The sequence below is a fragment of the Verticiella sediminum genome (genome assembly GCF_007558815.1).
GTDB classification, from domain to species: domain Bacteria; phylum Pseudomonadota; class Gammaproteobacteria; order Burkholderiales; family Burkholderiaceae_B; genus Verticiella; species Verticiella sediminum.
The window spans coordinates 479,807-499,613 of record NZ_VLTJ01000029.1; the positions used below are offsets into that span (position 1 = coordinate 479,807).

Genomic DNA, 19,807 nt, shown 5'->3' on the forward strand with positions numbered 1-19,807 from the left:
ATGCGAGGTGGCCGAGGCTGGCGCCACAACCCGTGGTCAGAGAAAAATCAGCGCCAGAATCCCGCCGACCAGCAGCCACTTCGACAGGTAGTACAGCGGCACGCTGCGCGCCTTGAGCGCCTTGCCGAAGCGGCGCACGGCGTAGACCGTGCCGAAGATGCGGTTGATACCGCCGGTGGCGTCGCCTTCCTGGTTGGGCGAAGCGGCCGCCTTGAGCAGCAAGCCGCCCACCGTGTGATTGACCGCCTGGGCCCAGCGATAGCGCATCGGACGCTCGATGTCGGCGAACAGGATGATGCGGTTCTGCTCGGTCTTGTTCTCGGCGTAGTGGATGTAGGTCTCGTCGAACACCACCGCCTCGCCGTCCCGCCAGTAGTAGTTCTGGCCGTCCACGTTGATGTAGCACGCCGGGCTGTTGGGCGTGATCAGGCCCAGGTGAAAGCGCAGCGAGCCGGCATACGGATCGCGGTGGCGGGGCAGCCGGGCGCCCGGCGGCAGGGCGGCGAACATGGCGGCCTTCACCGACGGCATGTCGGCCAGCAGCCGCGTGCTCACCGGACACAGCTCGGCCGCGGACGGCATCGACGCACCGTACCACTTGAGGTAGAAGCGCTTCCAGCCGGTCTTGAAGAACGAGTTGAAACCCGCGTCGTTGTACTTGTCCGACGCCTTGATGTGGCCGTCGCCGTACAGGCGCACGGCTTCCTCCCGGATCTCGTCGGCGCGCTGCAGCAGCACCCTGAGCTCGGGAAACTCGTCCAGGTCGATGAAGGGCTTGTTCGGTACGCGCGAGAACGCGTACATGAAGACGTTGATGGGTGCGGTGAACGTGGAGTGATCGAGCGCCTGGCGTGTGAATGTGTGTCGTACCCTGCCGCGAAAGTGCACGACGATGGCGCTCACGACAAAGAGCGCCAGGATAAGCCACTTCATTCCAGTCTCCGGCGAACGAAGGCGGTAGTTTACGAGCGCCGCAGAGGGGCCGCAATTCCGCGGTCATGGCTGCGTGGTAAGGAAGGCACACTCGTGCCGCGCCGGGCCGACGCCCGGCCGTTCAGCCGCCGATGCGGCGTGCCAGATGCATCTGGTGCAGCGTGATCTTGCGCACCTCGGCATGGCTGAGCGCGATGTGCGCGGACAGCAGGCGGTTCGCCTCGTCGGCCCGTTGGGCGAGCACGGCGCGCAGGATCTGCGCGTGCTCGTCGTAGGTGGCGGTGATGCGACTTTCTTGAGTGAAATCCAGGCGACGGATGATGCGGATGCGTTCGGTCACTTCGCGGTGCGCACGCGCCATCTCGGCGTTGCCGGCGGCCTGCACCAGCGTGCAATGAAAGGCCTCGTCCCAGGCCGCGACCTGCTCGCCGTCGCTGCAGCGCTCGGCTTGCGGCACCAGCCAGATCCGCGCAAGGTCGTCGAGCAGTGCGCGGTCGACGCGCGGCGCCCTCGCACACACGCGGCGCACGGCCTCGGTCTCGTACAGCGTGCGCAGATCGTAGAGCTGCTCGAACTGCTCGAAGTCGAACGGCAGCACGCGCCAGCCGTTGCGGAACTGCACCTGGACGAAGCCTTCCTGCTGCAGGCGGAACAGGGCCTGGCGCACCGGCGTGCGCGACACCCCCAGGCGTTCGCTGACCTCCTGCTCGGTGAAGCGGTCGCCGGGCACCAGCCGGAACTCGGCGATGTCGCGCTTCAGGCCGGCGTAGACGTCGTCCGCCCGCGAGCGTCGCTCCGGGGCGGTGGTGCCGGCGCCGGGCTTGCGCAATTGCACGGCAGCGTTCCGATGGCCCGCCGTCAGCCCGGCTGGGCCATGTTGCTCACGTGGGCGGTCACGACCCGCCAGCCCTCGGGCATGCGGACCCAGGTCTGACTCTGGCGGCCGATCCTGCCGTTGCGCTCGAACTCGATGTTGGTGGTGGCGTAGTCGCGGCCGTAGGTGGTGATGGCCGTGCGCACGACCTCGCGCGCCAGCCCCTGGCTCGGGCGGGCCGCGCGAAACGCCTGGATCTCGTCGTAGCCGTAGAGATTCTCGGCAGCGCCGTAGCGCAGGGTGTGCGGGCTGTTCCAGAACAGCTCGTCGAGCACGGCGACGTCGTTGCCGGTGAGCGCCCGCTCGTAGCGCGCGAACTGCTCGGTGACTTCGGCGAGAACTTCGGGGAGGTTGATCTGCATGGTCAGAAGGTGACGGGTTTGAGATGGGAAACGCCGGCGGCTTCGAGCGCGGCGGCCGCCGCCAGGGCCAGGTCCTCGCGCCAGGGTGCGGCGATCACTTGCACGCCGATGGGCAGGCCGCCGGTGCCCGCCGGCCAGCACGGCGCGGCGACCACCGGGCAGCCGGCAAAGGATATCGGCTGCGTGAGCATGCCGACCGAAGCGCGCGAGGGCACGCGCGCGCCGCCGATCTCCACCCATTCCGTGCCGATCGCCGGCGCCGCGAAGGGCGTAGCCGGCGCGAGCAGGATGTCCCAGTCCTGGAACAGGGCGTTCACGCGGTCGCGGTAGAGGCGCCGGAAACGCTGCGCGCGGGCGACCCAGTGCGCCGGCTGCAGGGCGCCCGCGATGAAGCGGTCGACCGACAGCGGCTCGAAGTCGTCGGCTCGGGCGCGCAGATCCTCGAGATGCAGGCTGCCGCCCTCGGCCGCAGTGATGATGAAGGCACTGATGCGGCCCAGCAAGGCGTCCGGCCACTCGACCGGCGGGGCCGCCGCGCCCAGCGCCTGGGCCGCGGCGCGCACCGCCTCGCGCGCCGGCTCGCTCGCGTTGTCGTGAAAATACCCGCCCAGCACGCCGATGCGCAGGCCCTGCACGCCCTGGGCCGCGCGGGCGGCGGCCGGTTGTATCGCCAGGGCATGACAACCCGGGTCCCGGGCGTCCGGGTACTGCAGGGCGTCATAGACGCGCGCCAGCAGCCCGGCCGAATCGGCGAACGGGCCCAGATGGTCGATGCTGTGCACGAAGGGATAGGTGCCGCGCCGGCTCAGGCGCCCGAAGGTCGGCTTCAGCCCCCAGACGCCGCACAGCGAGGCGGGCACGCGGATCGAACCGTTGGTGTCCGAGCCCAGCGTGGCCGGCACCTGGCCGGCGGCCAGCGCCGCGCCGGAACCACCCGACGAGCCGCCGGCGATGCGCGTCGGATCGTGCGGGTTGTGCGCCGGACCGTAGTGCGTGTTCTCGGTCGTGAAGCCGTAGGCGTATTCGTCCATGTTGAGCGCGCCCACCAGCACCGCGCCGGCCTCGCGCAGGCGCTGCACGAGCACCGCGTCGGCGGAGGCCGGCGCATGCGTGCGATTGACCTTGGAGCCGGCCAGCGTGGTGAGGCCCTCGATGTCGAAGAGATTCTTGACGGCATAGGGCAGGCCGGCGAGCGGCGGCAGCGCGCCGCCGCGCGCGCGGCGAGCGTCGATCGCCGCCGCCTCGCGCCGGGCCCGCTCGAAGGTGCGGCCGGTGAAGGCGTTGACCTTGCCGTCGGTGGCCTCGATGCGCGCGATGCAGGCTTCGAGCCAGTCGGCGGCCTCGAGTTCGCCCGCGGCGACGGCGGCGAGCTTGTCGAGCGCGCCCGTCATGCCGCACCTGCGTCTGGGAAAGGCGCGGGCCGGTAGACCTCCGCGGGCTCGTCCTCCACCGCCATCGGCACAGCCTCCAGGGTGGCGGCCATGGCCGCGGTGCGGGCGAAATGTTCGGCCACACGCTGCGCGCGGCCGGCATCCAGCGGGATGTCGAGCAGGGCAGCGGCGGTCTGCACGTAGTTCAGTATCGGATCGTCTTGCATGATGGGAAGCATGGAAGCGTCGGGCGCGCAGCGGTATCGGCGCAACGCCGCCCGACAGTGGATGGAGGGTCGCGGTGCCGGCAGCGCCGGGCACGGCCTGCGCTTGCGCGGCATCAGCGGCGCACCTCGCGCTGGAAGATGTCGAGGCTGCGCTTTTTCACGCTCACGAAGCCGGGCTCCGAGAGCGTGTCCACGGTCCGTGGACGCGCATCGCCGTAGTCGATGATCTCGGCCACCTGGGTCGGGCGCCGCGTAAGCAGCAGCACCTGGTCGGCCAGATACACCGCTTCCTCCAGATCGTGCGAGACCAGCATCATGGTGGTGCCCGTCTGCATGAAGACCTCCTGGAGCTTCTCGCGGATGAACAGCGTCATCTCGTAGTCCAGCGCGGAGAATGGTTCGTCGAGGAACAGCACCTCCGGACCGGGCGCGAGCGCGCGCATGATCGAGGCCGTCTGCTGCTGCCCGCCCGACAGCTCGTAGGGGTAGCGATCGAGGTCGAACTTTACATCGAAGGATTCGACCAGCTCGGCCAGACGGCGATCGACCTCGGCCTTGGAACGCCCCTCCAGCTTGAGCGGATAGGCGATGTTGTCGATCGTGCGCATCCACGGGAACAGCGCCTCGCGGTAGTTCTGGAAGACATAGCCGATCTTGGTTTCCTTGAGCGACTTGCCGTCGAACAGGATCTCGCCCGAATCGATCGGCACCAACCCCGCGATCATGTTGATGAGCGTGCTCTTGCCGCAGCCGTTCGGGCCGAACACCGAGACGATCTTCCCCTTCGGGATGTCCAGGTCGAAGTTCTCGTACAGCGGCCAGCCCGCGAAGTACTTGGTCAGGCCGCGGATGGTGATGTGCGTGCCTGCCGGGCCGGGCCGGAAGCTGCGCGCCGGCGCCTCGGCGAAGACGGGCGCGTTGGCATGGGCCGTCATCTGCCGCTCCAGTGCACGATGCGTCGCTCGACGACGAGGAACACGATGTTCAGGACATAGCCGAGCAGGCCCGCCGCGAGAATCGAGGCGTACATGTCGCGCACGTTCATCACCTGCTGCGAATTGATGATGCGATGGCCCAGGCCGCTGTCCGAACCGATGAACATCTCGGCCACGATCACGATGACCAGCGCCATCGACACCGCCGAGCGCAGGCCGACGAAGCTAGGCTGCAGGCTTTCCCAGACCAGTACGTCCTTGAAGATCTGCCAGCGCGAGGCGCCCATCACCTTGGCCGCCATGACCCGCTGCTTGCGTGCATTGATGACCCCGTAGGCGCTGTTGAACACCACGATGAGCAGCGCGCCGAAGGCCGCGATGGCCACCTTGTTGACGTCCGACACGCCGAACACCATGAGAAACAGCGGGATCAGCGCGGACGAGGGCGTCGAGCGGAAGAAGTCGATCAGGAACTCGACGCTGCGATAGGCCTTCTCGTTGCTGCCCAGGATCACGCCGAGCGGCACGCCGACGATGGCGGCGATCAAAAAGGCCTGCAGCGTGCGCCAGACCGTGACCAGGAAGTCGTGCAGCAACGAACCGCCGGCCAGGCCGGTGATGAGCGTGGCGAGCGTATCGGCCGGCGGCGGCAGCAGGATCGGACGGATCATGCCGGAGCGCACCGTCAGGTCCCAGATCAGGAACAGCACGACGGGCCCGACCGCCGGCAGCAGGCGCACCCACAAGGGCTTGCGCGGCAGCGCCTGCGCCTGCGCACCGGCGTTGGCCCACCCCGGCGATGCCGCGGAGGAGGAAGTCTCGGCCATGGCCTCAGCCTCGCTGGTAGAGCATGGACTCCACCATCAATCGATGGGCGAAGATCTCGCGCTCGCTGAAGAGGTCGAAGAATTTCTGGAAGTACTCGATGTCCTGCGGCGTGAACTCGTCATACATGGTGTAGGCCGCGAGCGGCACTTCCTTGGTGAGTTCGCCCTCGATCGGCGTATAGCCCTTCAGGTACTGCCGCGCCTCGTCGGGGTTCTTGCGCACGAACTCCACGCCCAGACCATAGGCCTCGACGAAGCGCTGCGCTTCGGCCGGATGCTGCTTGATGAACTCCGCCGTCAGCGAGGCCGAACCGCCGAACCACGGCGCCTTCGGATCGCCCAGCACATAGTGCGCGATCACCCCGCTCTCGAGCACGCGGGTCGTGCCGTTCAGCCGCCCGATGGTGCCGGTGGGTTCGAGCGTGTAGCAACCATCGATCTGCCCGGCGGCCAGGGCCGCCACGTGCTGGCCGATCGGCAGCTCGACCACGGTGGCGCCCTCGGCGCCGCCGCGTTCGAGCACGGTCTTGGCGAGCGTCACGTTCTGGATGCCCGGACCCGAACCGACGCGCTTGCCGGCCAGATCCGCCACCGTACCGGCCGGGCTCGCCACCGGCACGATGACTTCGTCGAGCACATGATCGACATTGCTCGGATTGCTGCAGAAGATCTTGAAGCTGCCCGGCGCCGCGATCTCGCCGATGGCCAGATTGCCCGAGCCCGTCCCGTTGGCGCTGCCGTCCGTGCGGCCCGACAGCATGCCCTCCATGATCTGCTGCGCGCCCGCGAAGCGCTGCACCTCGACGTTCAGCCCGGCATCCTTGAAGAAGCCGCGTTCGACCGCGGTATAGAACGGCAGGCCGGCGGCGATCGGCCAATAGCCGATGCGGATTGCCAGCCCGCTCTGCGCGCGCGCCAGCCCCGGCAGGGCCAGCGTGGCCGCGGCCAGAACCCCGCCTTGCAGCATGCGGCGGCGGCTGAGACGGGAAGCGGAAAGGACCGGGACATCGGAACGGCGCATGGGGCTCTCCTGGGACGGACGCTGGGAAGGGTTCGTTCAGGACGGAATCCGCGCCGCGGGCCCGACAGCACCGGTTTGGTGCGTCCGGCACATACGCTGCGCCCCGGTGCAGCAGCACTTCACACCCTGCGGCAGCTTCGCCGCACGGCGCCCCGCGCGGCTTCCTCTATGAAGAAGCGGCCGGGTTGCCTGCACCAAGACGAGGAATTCCGTCTTGTGTACAAGACAAAATGCAAGAGCTGTGCCAATTGATGCAGTGCATCACCTCGCAGCCGTGCCGCTGCCGCAGGGACAACCTGTTTTACCGAGCCAAGGGGATTACCTCATAAGGTATTACCTTATTATCAAGTGTGCTCTCATGACAATTTAATAGAATTTTATGGATAGACCATATGGCCTTGTACACTCTGCTCACTAGGAGAAACCATGCCCAAAGCACGCCCGCCGGAGCGGGAACCTGACCATTTCGACGCAATGGAACGTCCGGGCAAGCAGGGCCCACGGTTCGCCCCCATCAAGGCCAAGCGGGCCTTCGAAGAAGTGTGCGAGCAGATCCGCCGTGAAGTCGCACTGGGCAATCTCAAGCCCGGCGACCGGCTGCCGCCGGAGCGTGAACTCGCGGAGCAACTGAAAGTAAGCCGCACGGCCATCCGAGAGGCCATGCGCAGCCTCGAGAACGCCGGGCTGGTGCAGTGCCAACAGGGCATGGGCGGCGGTGCGTTCATCCGCGAAGGCGATTCGATGGCGGTGACTCAGGCGGTTCGCGACATGGTCATGCTGGGCCAAATACCCTCGCGCAACGTCACCGAGGCCCGCATCATCCTCACCGAGCAGGCGATCCGTCTTGCCTGCGAGCGGGCCACAGAGGCTGACCTCTCGGCGATCGAGCGGGACATCGACAAATCCGAGGCGCTGACCCTGCAGGGCAACTTCACGCGCCGCAACGCCTACATCACTGAGTTCTACCGGGTGCTGGCCCAGGCAACGCACAACCAGGTCATCGTCATGCTGGTCGAGTCGCTGTCCGAGCTAACGCGCTCGCTCCTGGAAAAGGCGAGCCCCGAGCCCCGCAAGGACTTCATCAGCGTGCGGCGCAACGTGCTGCGGCTGATGCGCGCACGGGACGCCGAAGGTGCGGTCCGCGAAATGCGCGCTCACTTGCAACGCCTGGACAAGCACCTCGAGCGCCACGAAAAAATGCCGGAAACCGCCGCCGTGGATTGAGCACACGGCTGCGCAGCGGCTTCAGAGCATCGATTCGCCGCCATTGACGTCCAGCACGGCGCCGGTCACGAAGCTCGCCCCATCGCTCGCCAGATAGGCCACCGCCGATGCGATCTCGGAAGCATCGCCCAGCCGGCCGACCGGTATTCTTCTCGCCGCTTCGGCCAGCACTTCAGGCGAGGAGGTGCGGGCAAGCGGTGTTTCCACCTGGCCGGGCGCGATACAGTTGGCGGTGACGCCGAAAGGCGCGCACTCCCCCGCCAGCTTGCGCGTCATGCCGATGAGCGCCGCCTTGGATGCCGAATAATGCGTGCCGGCGCGCGGCGAGAGCGTGCGCCCTGCGCGCGAGGCGATGTTGACGATGCGCCCCCAGCCCTTTTCCTTCATCGCAGGCAGCAGCGCCTGGCAGAGTAGAAACGGCGCAGTACTGTTGACGCGGAAGACGAACTCCCAGTCCTCCAGCACGATCTGCTCAAAACCGGCGATCCGCCCGTCCACCTTCGGGTGCACTCCCGCATTGTTCACGAGGATGTCGACGCCGCCCCGCAAGGCCGCCATTCGCCGGGCCGCCTCGGGCACGTCGGCGAGCTCGGACAGATCGGCTACCACGGCTTCGGCCGCCATGCCCTCCGAGCGCAGACTGGCGGCCACCTCATGCACGCGATCGCTGCGATCGAGCAGGACCAGGGCAACGCCTGCCTGGCCCAGCAATCTTGCGCTTTCCAGGCCAATGCCACTGGCCCCGCCGGTGATCGCGGCGGTTCTTTCGTTCTTCATGTCGGTCTCTACTTAATGGGTCGGAACGCGCTCAGGACGGAGTCAGCACCTTGCCGCCGCACACCGAGATGCACTGTCCCGTCACGTAGGAGGACAGGTCCGTCGCCAGGAACTCCAGGGGCCCGGCCATGTCCTCGACGGTGGCCAGGCGGCGCAGCGGGATGCGCACCGTGTCGGCGTCGTTCACCATGCCGCGCGCCTTGGCCTGGCTCGCCACCCGCGCCGTCGCCGTGGACCCCGGCGCGATGCAGTTGACGCGGATGCCGTCGGGACCGACCTCCGCAGCCAGAAAGCGCGTGAACTGCACGACGCCGGTCTTGGCCATGCCGTAGTGGGCATACAGGCCGCCCCGGTGCGCGGCGTCCAGGCCCAGGGTGGAGCCGACGTTGATGATGTTGCCGCCGCCCTGGGCGCGCATGTGCGGCACCGCTGCCTGGCTGCAATGGACCGTCGCCATGAGGTTGACCTCGAACATGGCGGACAGGTCTGCGTCGCTCATCCGGGAGGCCTGGCTCGTCTCGATCGGAGCGAACGCGCCGCCGGCGTTGTTGACCAGGATGTCCACCCGGCCGAAGGCAGCGATGGCCTGTTCGATCAGCGAGTGCGCCTCGGCGCGCCGGCGCAGGTCGCATTGCACGCCGATGCTGCGGCGCCCGAGCCCGGCGATCTCGTCGCTCACCGTGTCGCCATCCAGCACTTCGCCGAACTGGCGCGCAGCGTGCAGATCCACGTCGGCCACGACGACGTGGCATCCCAGCCGCGCCAGCCGCAATGCAAAGCCCCGGCCGATGCCGCGCGCGGCCCCGGTGACGACGGCCACCTTGTCTTCGAGTTTCAGAGTCATGTGGGTTCCTGAACAGGGATGCGTGCCGCGGCGCGGCGCGCGGTCATTGCGCAAGCAGGCCGTACTCGTCGGCGATCTGCCGGTACTGCGGGATCTTCTCGGCCAGGTCCTGCTTCATCGCGTCGCCGTCGAGCACGTACAGCGGCACCGACATCCGTGCCAGCAGGCCGCCGAACGCGTCGCTGCGCGCGGCGTCGAGGAACACCGCCTCCAGGCGCCGGCGCACCGCATCCGGGGTCTGCGCCGACACCGCGATGCCGGTGATCCAGGGAAACTGCCAGTCGATGCCGAGTTCCGTGAACGTGGGCACGTCCGGCATCTCGGACGAACGCTGAGGGTCCAGCAGCGCCAGCGGCCGCAGCTTGCCGGCCTTGACCATCTCGCCGTAGTTCGAGGTCGGCGCGAAGGTGGTCTCGCCCGAGACCACGGCCATCAGGCTCTGGTTCGCGCCCTGGTACGGAATGTGGTTGAACCGCACGCCCTTGGCCCGCTCCAGCGCGCTGACGCCGAAGAACGAGGTATCGGACGTGCCGACCGTGCCGAAGCTGAGCTCGCCCGGCCTGGCCTTGGCGTCGGCGAGCAGGTCGCCCAGGGTGCGGTACGGCGAATCGGCGCGCACGACCAGCGCGTGCGAGGGGCCGGCGTAATTCAGGATGTAGTCGAGGTCGGTCAGCGGGTCGAACGAGGCCTTGGTCAACAAAGGGCCGATCAGCACCACGCTGGTCGTCACGGCGAGCAGGGTGTGGCCGTCGGCGGGTGCGCGCAGCACATTGGCCGCGCCGATCAGCCCGTTGGCGCCGGGGCGGTTCTCCACCACGATGGGCTGGCCCAGTTCCTGCGCAGCCAGGTCCGCCAGCCGGCGGGCGCTGACGTCGGTCAGGCCGCCGGGCGGAAACGGCACGACCAGGGTGATCGGCCGGTTCGGGAAGCCCGCGGCCGGCTGCGCCGCCATGGCGGGAGCCGCCAGCCAGAGTGGGGCGGCGACGAGTGTCAGCAAGGCACGCACTGCGGTGATTAAATGTCGGTACATGCTCACGGCTCCGGGGTCGGGGGTTTCGGATCGGCGGCAAGGCACCCGGTCAACGGGCGGGATCGAACAGGCGGGTAAGCTCGCGCACGTCGTCCATGTCGTCCACGCCCATCACCGCGTCGATCAGCTCGCGGCTGCGCGCCTCCCACTGCGGCGAGTACGGCGCCAGGGTCTTGACCATGCGCGCGAACTTGTCGAACACATCCTGCTCGGCAAAGCCGGGGGCGCCGTCCCACGCGTCGCCCAGCGCGAAGTCGCTCTGCGCGCTGAACGTCTGGCCGCGCGCATGCACCACCGCGCGGGAAGGCACTTTCAGGACCTTGTCGGCCAGGCCCCAGGCAGCAGGGTCGTAGGCACGCTCCTCGTCGAGCAGGCGAACCTTGCGGCGCATCTCGCGCGCGGCCAGCCCGCCCAGGCTCGCTTCGGTGAACCACGCCGGGCCCGCGGGTACGCCGAGCGCGACCATCGCGGCGGCATGCGGGAAACTGAAAGTCGCCGCCACCAGGTTGGGCGGATCGCCCTGGTCCGCGAAGCGCGGATACGGAATCATGGGAAACGAGTGCAGATCGATGGCGTCGATCTCGGCGGCCTGCAGGCCGTGGCGGCGCAACACCGCGTCGAGCGCCGTCAAGGCGTAGTGGATCCAGCGGCAGCAGGGCCAGAACTTGATCGACGTTTCGGGCAGGTACCAGTCGCGACCAAGGTTCTCCAGCATGGCCACGGGATCGAGGACGACGCCCTGGAACACCTGCGCATAGCTGTCGCCATCGAAGATGTCGCGCACCCCGCGCACGCCCTCGCGGGCATGCCAGGCGGCCATGAGGCCGCCCTGGGCGTTCCAGCCCGTATCCGCGTATTTCAGCGTGCCCAGGTCCACATCGCGTCCCCATTGCCGGGACCAGTCGCGGCCGACCATGTATTGCGCGCAACTGCCGAACGCATGCGCCAGCTCCACGGGCGAGGAACCGATCAGGCGAGCCGCCGCGGTGCAGGCCGCATGCACCCCTTGGCCCGGGCCCACGAGACCAGTCCAGCCTCGGGTGCGGCCTTCGGCATCCACCGTTACGCGCGGACTGAAGAAGTTGCCCAGCCGCACGCCGACCTCGAAGCCCAGCGTGAACGCGGCGAGCAGGGCGCGGCCGTCCAGCGCGTGCGTCTCGGCCAGCGCCAGGGCCGTGCCCAGGGCGGCCTGTGCGTGATGGCCCTGCACCTTGTAGCACTCGTCCATGTCCAGGACGTTGCCCAACCGGCCATTCGCCCAGGCGGCGGTGGCGATCGAGGTTTTCTGGCCGGTGCCGATCACGCTGGCCGGGCCGACCGCGCCGCTGCGCTGGACGATGCGCCGTACCGCGATGCCAGGATCGGTGCCCAACGCACCGACGGCGCAGCCCAGCGTGTCCAGCATCAACCGCTTCGCGGCCCGGCGCACCGGCTCGGGGATGTCCTGATAGCGCGTCTCGATGGCGTAGCGCGCCAGCTCCTGCGTGGTGTTCATGTCGCCCTGGTCTCCTGTCCGTGTCTTTCCGGCCTGGCCGGCTGGCTGCACGCAAGCGCCCCTTATGCCGGGGCCTGTGCACCGGGCTCGCGGGCGCGCGCCACGGCGTGGCGGGAGGCCAGCCGGCCGAAGATGCAGCCCTTGGCCAGGGAGGACCCGCTCATGTAGGTTTCGCCGTGAAAGCCGCCCATGACTTCGCCGGTGGCATACAACCCGACGATCGGCGCCTGGAAGACGTCGAGGACGCGCGCCTCGGTGTCCACGTGCAGCCCGCAGTAGGTCGAGGTCAATCCGGTCGTGCACGCCAGGCCGTAGAACGGCGCCGTGCTCACGGGGGTGGGCTTGCCGTAGCCGGTGCTCAACGAAGTGCGGCCGAACTCGTCCTCGTCCGCGCCGGCGCAGGCCTGGTTGTAGCGCTCGACGGTATGCGCCAGGCCGGCGGGGTCGATGCCCAGCTTGCCGGCCAGCGCCTCGAGCGACTCGGCCTGCTGGATGAGGCCGGTCTCCAGCCCCGCGCGATAGTCCGCCACGGTGGGCAGCGGCGAGGACTGGTCCATGACCGTCTGGTCGAAGACCTGGAACGCCAGCGCATCCTCCTGCTCCAGGCAGCGATCGCCGATGGCCTTGTAGGAGATCGACTCATTGCAGAAACGCCGGCCGGCCTTGTTCACGACGATGGCGCCGCGGTACATGGCCGACAGCAGGCGCGGCGCGTCGTCCTCCCTGCCCGGCAGCGGTTCGCCCACCGGCGCGCCGAAACTGCCCTTGGCATAGGCCATGTCGACCAGGTCGGCGCCCAGCGCCCAGGCCATCCGCAGGCCATCGCCGGTGTTGCCTTCGCCGCCCATCGGGCGCGCCTGGCGCAGATGCGGCACGAAGCGCTCGACCAGCTCGGCCGAACGCGAGAAACCGCCGGTCGCGATGACCACGCCGCCGCGCGCCAGCAGCCGCTCACCCGATGCGAGTTGCACCCCGGCCACGTGCCGGGCGCCGCCTGCCGAGGACGCCGTCACCAGCCGCGCCACCGGCGCCTGGTCCCGGTACACGACACCGGCCTCGAGCGCGGCGCGATGCAGGGTCTCGAGCACCAGCACGGGACTGATGCTGTGGTTGCGCGGGACCGACTGCGCGCCGCTCAGCGAGACCTTCTCGAAACGCAGACCCAGCGCCTCCAGCCACTGGTAGGCCTCGTACTGGCGCTCGGCATAGACGTGCACCAGGGCGGGGTCGTTGCGGTACTTGCCCGCCTTCATCAAGTCTTCCTCGAGCAGCGCCGAGCTGTCGTCGATGCCGTTGCGCTGCTGCACCTCGGTGCCCGCGAAGGCGAAGGCACCGCCGCACATCCGCGTGCTGCCGCCATAGCGCGCAGTCTTCTCCAGCAGCAGCACCCGGCCGCCGATGCGCGCGGCCTCCAGCGCCGCGCAGTGACCGGCCATGCCGGCCCCGACCACGATCACGTCGTAGCCCTCGTGCGTCTCATGCATGTTCCATCTCCCTCGTTTCGTTGCCCGTGACCGCCGCCAGCAGCATGCGCGGATCGGCCGGTCGCGCCGCGCCGCGCCATGCGACATGACCGTCGGGGCGTACCAGCACGAGGCGCTCGGCATACGCCCCGCGCACCGCCGCCTCTGTCATCGGCACCACCGTCAGGGGCACCCCCAGCGCCCGCGCGGTCGCGGCCAGCGCCTGCGCATCCTCGCCGCAGGAGGGATCGCTCATCAGGACATAGCCCTGCCCGAAGAGATCCAGCGTGGAACGCCCATCGGCCATCCACACGTGCGGTGCGCGGCAGCCCGGACGCGTGCCCGGCCGGTAGTTCACGGCGTCCTCGTATTCCGCCCGGATCCGTTCGGGGCTCTCCATCTCGTCGTACACGCATACCGGCGAGCCGACGTAGCGGTTGCCCAGGTGCATGTTCTTGGAGAACCACTCCTGGCGCAGCCCCGCGCGCAGCGCGTCGCCGACCTGCCGGCGCGCCTCGTCGCCGGCGGGGCCCGGATCGAAGATCCGGGCGGTATGGGGCACGTGCTGCATCGTCTCCAGATTGCCGGTGGAAAAGCGCGTGATGCGGTGCGCGATCGGGCGGCGCTCGATCTCGTACGAATCCAGCAGGCGCGGCCCGCCCCAGCCCTCCAGGCAGGCGGCGAGTTTCCAGGAGAGGTCCACGGCATCGCCGATGCCCGTGTTCATGCCCAGCCCGCCGGTCGGCGAGGTCAGGTGGCAGGCGTCGCCGGCGATGAAGACGCGGCCCCGGCCGTAGCCGTCGGCGACCTGCTCGATCCGGGTCCAGGGCAGGACGCTCAGGATCTCCAGCTCGAATTCGCGGCCCAGCGCGCGGTGGGCGAACGCCTCGAGCTCGCTCTCGGTGTACGACGGGCGCTCGGTCGCGTTGCCGATGATGGACATGCGCCACTGGTCGTTGCCGTTGATGGCCACGATCGTGCCCCACACCCCATGTTCGCCGACGAACATGTAGCGGTAGCCGGGCTGCTTGTCGTGCAGACGGTTGAAGCCGGGGCAGCGGAAGATGACGTTGACCGTGTGCGTGAGCACCCCGCGCCCCTGCATGCCGATGCCCAGCAGCTCGCGCACGGCGCTGCGCCCGCCGTCGCAGCCCACCAGAAAGCGCGAGCGCAGCGTGCGCTGTTGGCCCGTGGCCAGGTCCTGCACCTGCACGCTGACCCCGTCCCGATCCTGGCTGAAGGCCACGAAGCGGTGACGGTGGCGTATCCGCACACCGGGCTGCGCCTGCGCGAACCGCTGCAGCACCGGATCGAACATGTTCTGCGGGCAGCGCTCGCGCTTCTGCGGGCTCTCGGGCGGCGGGCGGTCGTCCTGCATCGCGGGCATGGGCTCGCGGCCGATCTCGTAGCCGAGCAGCGACGTCAGATAGACGTTGTCCTGCGGATAAGCGCGGTTGTAGGCGCTGGCCTCGACGTCCTGCACGATGCCCCAGCGCCGGCAGAACTCCATCGTCCTGATGCCGACCCCGTCCATCTTGGCCTGCACGATGCTGCCGTCGCCCTGCTCGAGCAGCAGGCACGTGCGGCCGCGCCAGCCCAGGTCCCCCGCCAGGGCCAGCCCGACGGGCCCTCCGCCGACGACGACGACGTCCACTTCCTCGGTTGTCATGCACTCATTCCTGTCGTTGTTGCATTCAGGCGGACCGGCGATACGACTGCCCGATGTGTTCGCCCGCGCGCATGCCCGTGGTGGCCGCCTTGGCGAGCCCGCCCACGTAGCCGATGCTCGCGCCGCCCTCCAGCCCGCCGCTGGCGCTGCCCACGGCGTACAGCCCGGGATAGGGCGAACCGTCCTCGCGCATCGCGCGCCCCCATTCGTCGATGGCGACACCACCCATCGTGTAGGTGATGCCGGCGCATACGGGCACGGCATGGAAGGGCGCCGTCCGTATCGGCATCGGCCGATACGGATACGGGGTGCGGGATGGGTTCAGCGACGGCAGTTCGTCCTTGTCCAGGGCATCGTTGTAGGCGGCGACGGTGGCGGCCAGAGCCGCCGTGTCCACGCCCATCGCCTGCGCCAGCGCCTGCACGCTGTCGGCGCGCAACACAGTGCCGCCGCGGTTCTCCATGTGCGGATTCGGCGGCAGAAAGCGCGAGGTGCCCGGCCCGTCCCACAGCGGCTGGTCGAAGACCACGAATGCGGACAGCGGGTCTTGCAGTGCCGCGATGCGATTGGCGAGGTAGACGCCGCCGCGTCCTTCGTCGGCGAAGCGCCGGCCCGCGGCATCGACCACCACGGCCGAGGTCGCCACGTTGTCCATCCAGGGCAGCGGCCAGAGACGATCGTCGGTCATGGCGTTGCGGTTCAGGACGTGGCCGTAGAAGCCGACCAAGTCCGAAAGCCGCGCGCCGGCCTCGCCCGCCATGCGCACGCCGTCGCCGAAGCCGGACCGGGCATTGCGCTGCAGGAGGCGCCCGGGCGCGGGGGAGATGCTGCGGCCGACGAGTTCTTCATCGCACTGGAAGCCTCCGTCGGCGATCACCACGTGGCGCGCCGACACGTCGAAAGGCACTGCCCCCGCATCGCCGGCCACGCCCACGCATCGGCCCTCCTTCACGATCAGGGAACGCGCCCGGTGGCCACGCAGCAGTTGCCCGCCCAGGCCGGCGAGGCGCTGCTCCAGCGTGCGCAGCAGAACATCGCCGCCACGGCCCTTCCAGTCCGAACCCACGCGCTGCAGTGACGGGGGCGACAGCACGAAGTTGTGGTGCGGCTCCGCGCCGCCCTTGATGAAGCGCACGCCATGCGACTGCAGCCACTTGACCGCGCGCCGAGCATCCTGCGCCACCGCGTGCGCCAGGCCGGGATGGGCCGCGCCCTCGGTGGCGGACAGGATCTTCCGTTCGAGCTCGGCCGCATCGGACTGGATGTCGCTCAGGCAGACATGGAACGCTCCGCCGGTCAGCCGCGTATTGCAGAGATAGTCGGTCTCCTGCGCTCTTTCGAGCACCACTGCGATGGCCCCGTCCTGGGCCGCGCGCAGCGCCGCACTCAACCCGGCCAGGCCGCCGCCTATCACGCAAACGTCGCAATCGATCATGGAATCACTCATCTCGGCATCAGGGTTTCGGCGACCAGGTCGACGACTTCCAGCGCTAGGCTCAGCACGCCATACGTCACCGCGCTCGCAATGGGGGCCGCGATCAGGAAGTCGGGCACGCCGGTGCGCAACGCGAGCCAGATCAGCAACAGCGCCGGCAACGCCGTGCCGGCGCCCACGATCAGGCGCCGCCGCCGCAGTGCGCCGCGGATCAGCGGAAACGGCTCGGCCGCGGGGCCTTGCGTGTCATCGTCGGTTCGATACATCGGAGAACTCCAGGCAAACGGCCGCTGCTTGCGTGCGGCTCACTCGAGGCGGATACCGGTGTCGGCCATGAACTGTTTCCAGAAGGCCAGATCGGAGCGGATGGTGCGGTCGAGGTATTCCGACGAGGTGTCCTCGGCGGGGTCCACGCCCACCGCCACCATCCGCGCCTTGACCTCGGGGTCCTTGACGACGGCGGCCACCGCCCCGTTCAGGCGCTGCACGACGTCCTCAGGCGTGCCGGCGGGCACGACCAGGCTGTACCAGGTCCGCACGATGAAGTCGTCCAGACCGGCCTCCTGCATCGTGGGAATGTCCGGCGCGATCCCCAGCCGGGTCGGCCCGGTGACGGCCAGCGCGCGCAACCTTCCCGCCTGGACCTGAGGCATCGCGGAGGTATCGCTGAACACGAAGTCGATCTGGCCGCCCAGCAGGTCCGTCACCGCCGGTCCGATACCCTTGTAGGGGACATGGTTGATCTTCACATCCGCCAGGCGCTTGAGCATCTCGCCGGACAAGTGCGGCGTCGCCCCGTTGCCGGAGGAGCCGAAGTTGAGCTTGCCCGGGTTCTGGCGGGCATAGTCGATCAGCTCCTGCAGAGACTTGAACGGGCTGGCGGCGTTGACCACCAGGATGTTGGACGACGCATTGACCATCGCCACCGGCGCAAAATCGCCCACCGGGTCGTACTGCAGCTTGGGGTACAGGTTCGGGTTGATCGCCATCGTGCTGTTCACGGCCATCAGCATCGTGTAGCCATCCGGCTGCGCCTTTGCCACGTAGGCCGCGCCGAGCGCACCGTTCGCTCCCGGCCGGTAGTCGACGACGACAGGCCGGCCCAGTTGCCGCGCCAGCGCATCGCCGACCACGTTGCCGAACGTGGAACCCATGCCACCGGCGGCATACGGCACTACGAGCGTTATCGGCCTTTCCGGATAGGCCGCCTGCGATGCCGGGGGCAGCATCGTCGTCGCGACCGCCAGCAATGCGTACAGCGCTTTCATGAGTCTCCCCCTGGGTCCGTTCGTCAGAATGTGTGTCGTACCCTCATTAGATAATAAGGTATGACCTTTTTCAAACTAGGATAAATGACCATTGACATCGGGATGCACGGCTCTAGAAACAGGCAGGAATCGCAGGACGCATCCGGGCATCCAGGGCGCCGGCAAGGCGTCCCGGGGTAGGTCCTCGATTGATGCGATGGTGGGCTCCGGCCCCCGCTGCCCGAGATGCCGCGCTGGCTGCAGGAACGGCGTCAGGGCGCCGCCTGCGGTACTGCCGGGGTGGGCCTCGCTAGGGCAACAGGCCGAACTCTTCGCCAGCCTGGCCCAGGTCAAACGGATCCACGCCCCGTATCGCGGGCAGGCATCGATGGCCAACTCAGATGCGCCGACCCGCCGCTTCCCAGTACGGCGCGCGCAGCTTGCGCTTGAAGATCTTGCCGCTTTCCTCGCGCGGCAACCGTTCGTAGAAGTCGAACTTGCGCGGGATTTTGTATTTCGCCAGCTTTTCGGCGAGATAGCCGCGCAGCTCGGCCTCGGTGGCGTCGCTGTGCGGGAGCAGTTCGATGGCCGCGGCCAGGACTTCGCCGAACTCGTCGTCGGGTATGCCGAACACGGCGCAATCCTGTACGCCCGGGCACTGCGCGAGCGCGGCCTCGACTTCCGCGGGGTAGATGTTCACGCCCGCGGAAATGACCATGTCGGAGCGGCGGTCGCAGATATACAGCAGACCATCCTGCAGATAGCCGACATCGCCGACGCTGATCAATCCGTCGCGCTCGGCGGCACGGCGCTTGTCGTCGTCGTGCAGATAGGTGAAGTCCGGATGCGCGTCGACTTTCACGAAGATTTCGCCTGGCACGCCGTCCGCCACGGGAACGCCGTCGTCGCCGTAGATGGCGATGCGCGCGCCGGGCACCGGCCGGCCGACGCTGCCGGGATGGGCCAGCCAATCCTGGGGCGTGGACAAGGTGGCCGTGCCGACCTCGGTGCCGCCATAGGTCTCGTAAACGACCGGCCCCCACCAATCCATGAGCGCCTGCTTGACCTCGCGCGGGCAGGGAGCGCCGGTATGCACGACCCAGCGCAGGGAGCTCACGTCGTACTTGCGCCGGACGGCCTCGGGCAGCTTGAGGATGCGCACGAACATGGTCGGCACCATGACGGCGTGCGTGATGCCATGCCGCGCGATGGTGGCGAGCGTGTCCTCGGCGTCGAACCTGGACTGCAGCACGATGCGCTCCGCCGCCGGCAGGACCTGCCTGGCGTACGAGTTGGGCGAGGCATGGTACATGGGGCCTGCGATCAGCGCCCGCATGCCCGGCTCGACACCCCAGACCTGGCGCAGCAGGGCGGCGTTGGCGGCCACCTGCTCGGCCGTCGCCGGCTCGCGCTGGACCCCCTTGGGGCGGCCCGTGGTACCGGAGGTGTAGATCATGCTGGAACGCAGCTTGACCGCGGGGCCGTCCCAGGGCGCGCAGGCGTCCGCGGCGGCCTGCCATGCGCGCTCGCCCGGGGCCGGCCGGCCCGCGGCCAACGGCAGTCCGAAGCGCTCGAGCAGCTCCGGCGGGGTCGGCACCACGAACACGGCCAGGTCCGCGGGCAGCTCCTGGCGCACCGTCGCGAGCAGGTCCGCATGGGCGATCAGGACCTTGGGCTGGGCATCGCCGATGACGTAGAGCACTTCGTCGGGCTTGCCGTGCCAGTTGATCGGCACCGCGTAGGCGCCGAGCGCCGCGGTGGCCTGCATCGCCTCGAAGAATGCGAAATCATTGCGCAGCAGCAGCGCGACGGCGTCGCCCTCGCGCACGCCCGCTTCGTGCAGCAGGCGCGCGCCGCGGGCGGCTCTCGCGAGGACTTCCTCGCGCGATACCGATCGTTCATCCAGGTAGATGCTGGCCATCTCTTTGACTCCTCGCTGTCGCGATGCTGCACGCGCCCCTTGCGGGCGCCCGGCTGCGCATCGCCGTTGTGATATATTTAAAAGGTCCAACCAATTTGGGCAATCCTAGATGGATGGCCGCTTCGTTGTCAATGGCGCACGGACGGCCGCTAC

At 68.7% G+C, this 19,807-nt stretch carries 19 protein-coding genes; 1 reads left to right on the top strand and 18 read right to left on the bottom strand.

What is annotated here, in order from left to right; all coding sequences use genetic code 11:
- Positions 1–36: 36 nt before the first annotated feature.
- The 8 genes from lpxO to FOZ76_RS16750 all read right to left on the bottom strand — a co-directional run bounded on the left by lpxO (position 37) and on the right by FOZ76_RS16750 (position 6,549).
- A complete protein-coding gene (gene lpxO, locus FOZ76_RS16715; protein ID WP_143949393.1) occupies positions 37–933 on the bottom strand; it encodes a lipid A hydroxylase LpxO in 897 nt (298 codons plus the stop codon).
- A gap of 121 nt (positions 934–1,054) precedes the next feature.
- Entirely contained in the window at positions 1,055–1,768 is a 714-nt protein-coding gene (locus FOZ76_RS16720; protein ID WP_211366281.1) for a GntR family transcriptional regulator, read from the bottom strand.
- A 23-nt stretch (positions 1,769–1,791) separates the two neighbouring features.
- Positions 1,792–2,169 (bottom strand): oxalurate catabolism protein HpxZ, encoded by a 378-nt coding sequence (gene hpxZ, locus FOZ76_RS16725; protein WP_143949395.1) that lies wholly within the window; start codon positions 2,167–2,169, stop codon positions 1,792–1,794.
- A gap of 2 nt (positions 2,170–2,171) precedes the next feature.
- Positions 2,172–3,560: an AtzE family amidohydrolase gene (locus tag FOZ76_RS16730; RefSeq protein ID WP_143949396.1), complete on the bottom strand. Its 1,389-nt coding sequence runs from the start codon at positions 3,558–3,560 to the stop codon at positions 2,172–2,174.
- Positions 3,557–3,766, bottom strand: coding sequence for a DUF4089 domain-containing protein (locus tag FOZ76_RS16735; RefSeq protein ID WP_143949397.1), 210 nt, complete (start codon positions 3,764–3,766; stop codon positions 3,557–3,559). Before FOZ76_RS16735 ends, FOZ76_RS16730 begins: the two co-directional genes overlap by 4 nt.
- A 113-nt stretch (positions 3,767–3,879) precedes the next feature.
- Positions 3,880–4,701 carry an ABC transporter ATP-binding protein gene (locus FOZ76_RS16740; RefSeq protein ID WP_143949398.1) on the bottom strand — a complete coding sequence of 274 codons (822 nt, stop codon included), beginning with the start codon at positions 4,699–4,701 and terminating at the stop codon, positions 3,880–3,882.
- The gene (locus FOZ76_RS16745) at positions 4,698–5,528 is read right to left on the bottom strand and encodes an ABC transporter permease (RefSeq protein WP_143949399.1); all 831 of its coding nucleotides are present in this window, start codon (positions 5,526–5,528) and stop codon (positions 4,698–4,700) included. Before FOZ76_RS16745 ends, FOZ76_RS16740 begins: the two co-directional genes overlap by 4 nt.
- A 4-nt stretch (positions 5,529–5,532) precedes the next feature.
- Positions 5,533–6,549 carry an ABC transporter substrate-binding protein gene (locus FOZ76_RS16750; protein WP_143949400.1) on the bottom strand — a complete coding sequence of 339 codons (1,017 nt, stop codon included), beginning with the start codon at positions 6,547–6,549 and terminating at the stop codon, positions 5,533–5,535.
- A 426-nt stretch (positions 6,550–6,975) separates the two neighbouring features.
- Between FOZ76_RS16750 and FOZ76_RS16755 the strand changes: the two genes are divergently transcribed.
- Positions 6,976–7,773 carry a FadR/GntR family transcriptional regulator gene (locus FOZ76_RS16755; RefSeq protein ID WP_143949401.1) on the top strand — a complete coding sequence of 266 codons (798 nt, stop codon included), beginning with the start codon at positions 6,976–6,978 and terminating at the stop codon, positions 7,771–7,773.
- Positions 7,774–7,794: 21 nt separating this feature from the next.
- Here FOZ76_RS16755 and FOZ76_RS16760 read toward each other — a convergent pair whose 3' ends face one another.
- The 10 genes from FOZ76_RS16760 to FOZ76_RS16805 form a co-directional block, all read right to left on the bottom strand.
- A complete protein-coding gene (locus FOZ76_RS16760; protein WP_143949402.1) occupies positions 7,795–8,550 on the bottom strand; it encodes an SDR family NAD(P)-dependent oxidoreductase in 756 nt (251 codons plus the stop codon).
- A 31-nt stretch (positions 8,551–8,581) separates the two neighbouring features.
- Positions 8,582–9,394: an SDR family NAD(P)-dependent oxidoreductase gene (locus FOZ76_RS16765; protein ID WP_143949403.1), complete on the bottom strand. Its 813-nt coding sequence runs from the start codon at positions 9,392–9,394 to the stop codon at positions 8,582–8,584.
- A gap of 43 nt (positions 9,395–9,437) precedes the next feature.
- The gene (locus FOZ76_RS16770; protein WP_143949404.1) at positions 9,438–10,424 is read right to left on the bottom strand and encodes a tripartite tricarboxylate transporter substrate binding protein; all 987 of its coding nucleotides are present in this window, start codon (positions 10,422–10,424) and stop codon (positions 9,438–9,440) included.
- A gap of 49 nt (positions 10,425–10,473) precedes the next feature.
- Positions 10,474–11,919, bottom strand: a complete 1,446-nt coding sequence (locus FOZ76_RS16775; RefSeq protein WP_143949405.1) for an MmgE/PrpD family protein — start codon at positions 11,917–11,919, stop codon at positions 10,474–10,476.
- Positions 11,920–11,981: 62 nt separating this feature from the next.
- A complete protein-coding gene (locus FOZ76_RS16780) occupies positions 11,982–13,403 on the bottom strand; it encodes an FAD-dependent oxidoreductase (protein WP_170235497.1) in 1,422 nt (473 codons plus the stop codon).
- Positions 13,396–15,051 (bottom strand): FAD-dependent oxidoreductase, encoded by a 1,656-nt coding sequence (locus FOZ76_RS16785; RefSeq protein WP_143949407.1) that lies wholly within the window; start codon positions 15,049–15,051, stop codon positions 13,396–13,398. Before FOZ76_RS16785 ends, FOZ76_RS16780 begins: the two co-directional genes overlap by 8 nt.
- Before the next feature lie 25 nt (positions 15,052–15,076).
- Positions 15,077–16,498: an FAD-dependent oxidoreductase gene (locus FOZ76_RS16790; RefSeq protein ID WP_143949408.1), complete on the bottom strand. Its 1,422-nt coding sequence runs from the start codon at positions 16,496–16,498 to the stop codon at positions 15,077–15,079.
- A complete protein-coding gene (locus tag FOZ76_RS16795; RefSeq protein WP_143949409.1) occupies positions 16,495–16,752 on the bottom strand; it encodes a hypothetical protein in 258 nt (85 codons plus the stop codon). Before FOZ76_RS16795 ends, FOZ76_RS16790 begins: the two co-directional genes overlap by 4 nt.
- A 39-nt stretch (positions 16,753–16,791) precedes the next feature.
- Positions 16,792–17,754 (bottom strand): Bug family tripartite tricarboxylate transporter substrate binding protein, encoded by a 963-nt coding sequence (locus tag FOZ76_RS16800; RefSeq protein WP_143949410.1) that lies wholly within the window; start codon positions 17,752–17,754, stop codon positions 16,792–16,794.
- Positions 17,755–18,130: 376 nt separating this feature from the next.
- Positions 18,131–19,654, bottom strand: coding sequence for an acyl-CoA synthetase (locus tag FOZ76_RS16805; protein WP_143949411.1), 1,524 nt, complete (start codon positions 19,652–19,654; stop codon positions 18,131–18,133).
- Between the last annotated feature and the right edge of the window lie 153 nt (positions 19,655–19,807).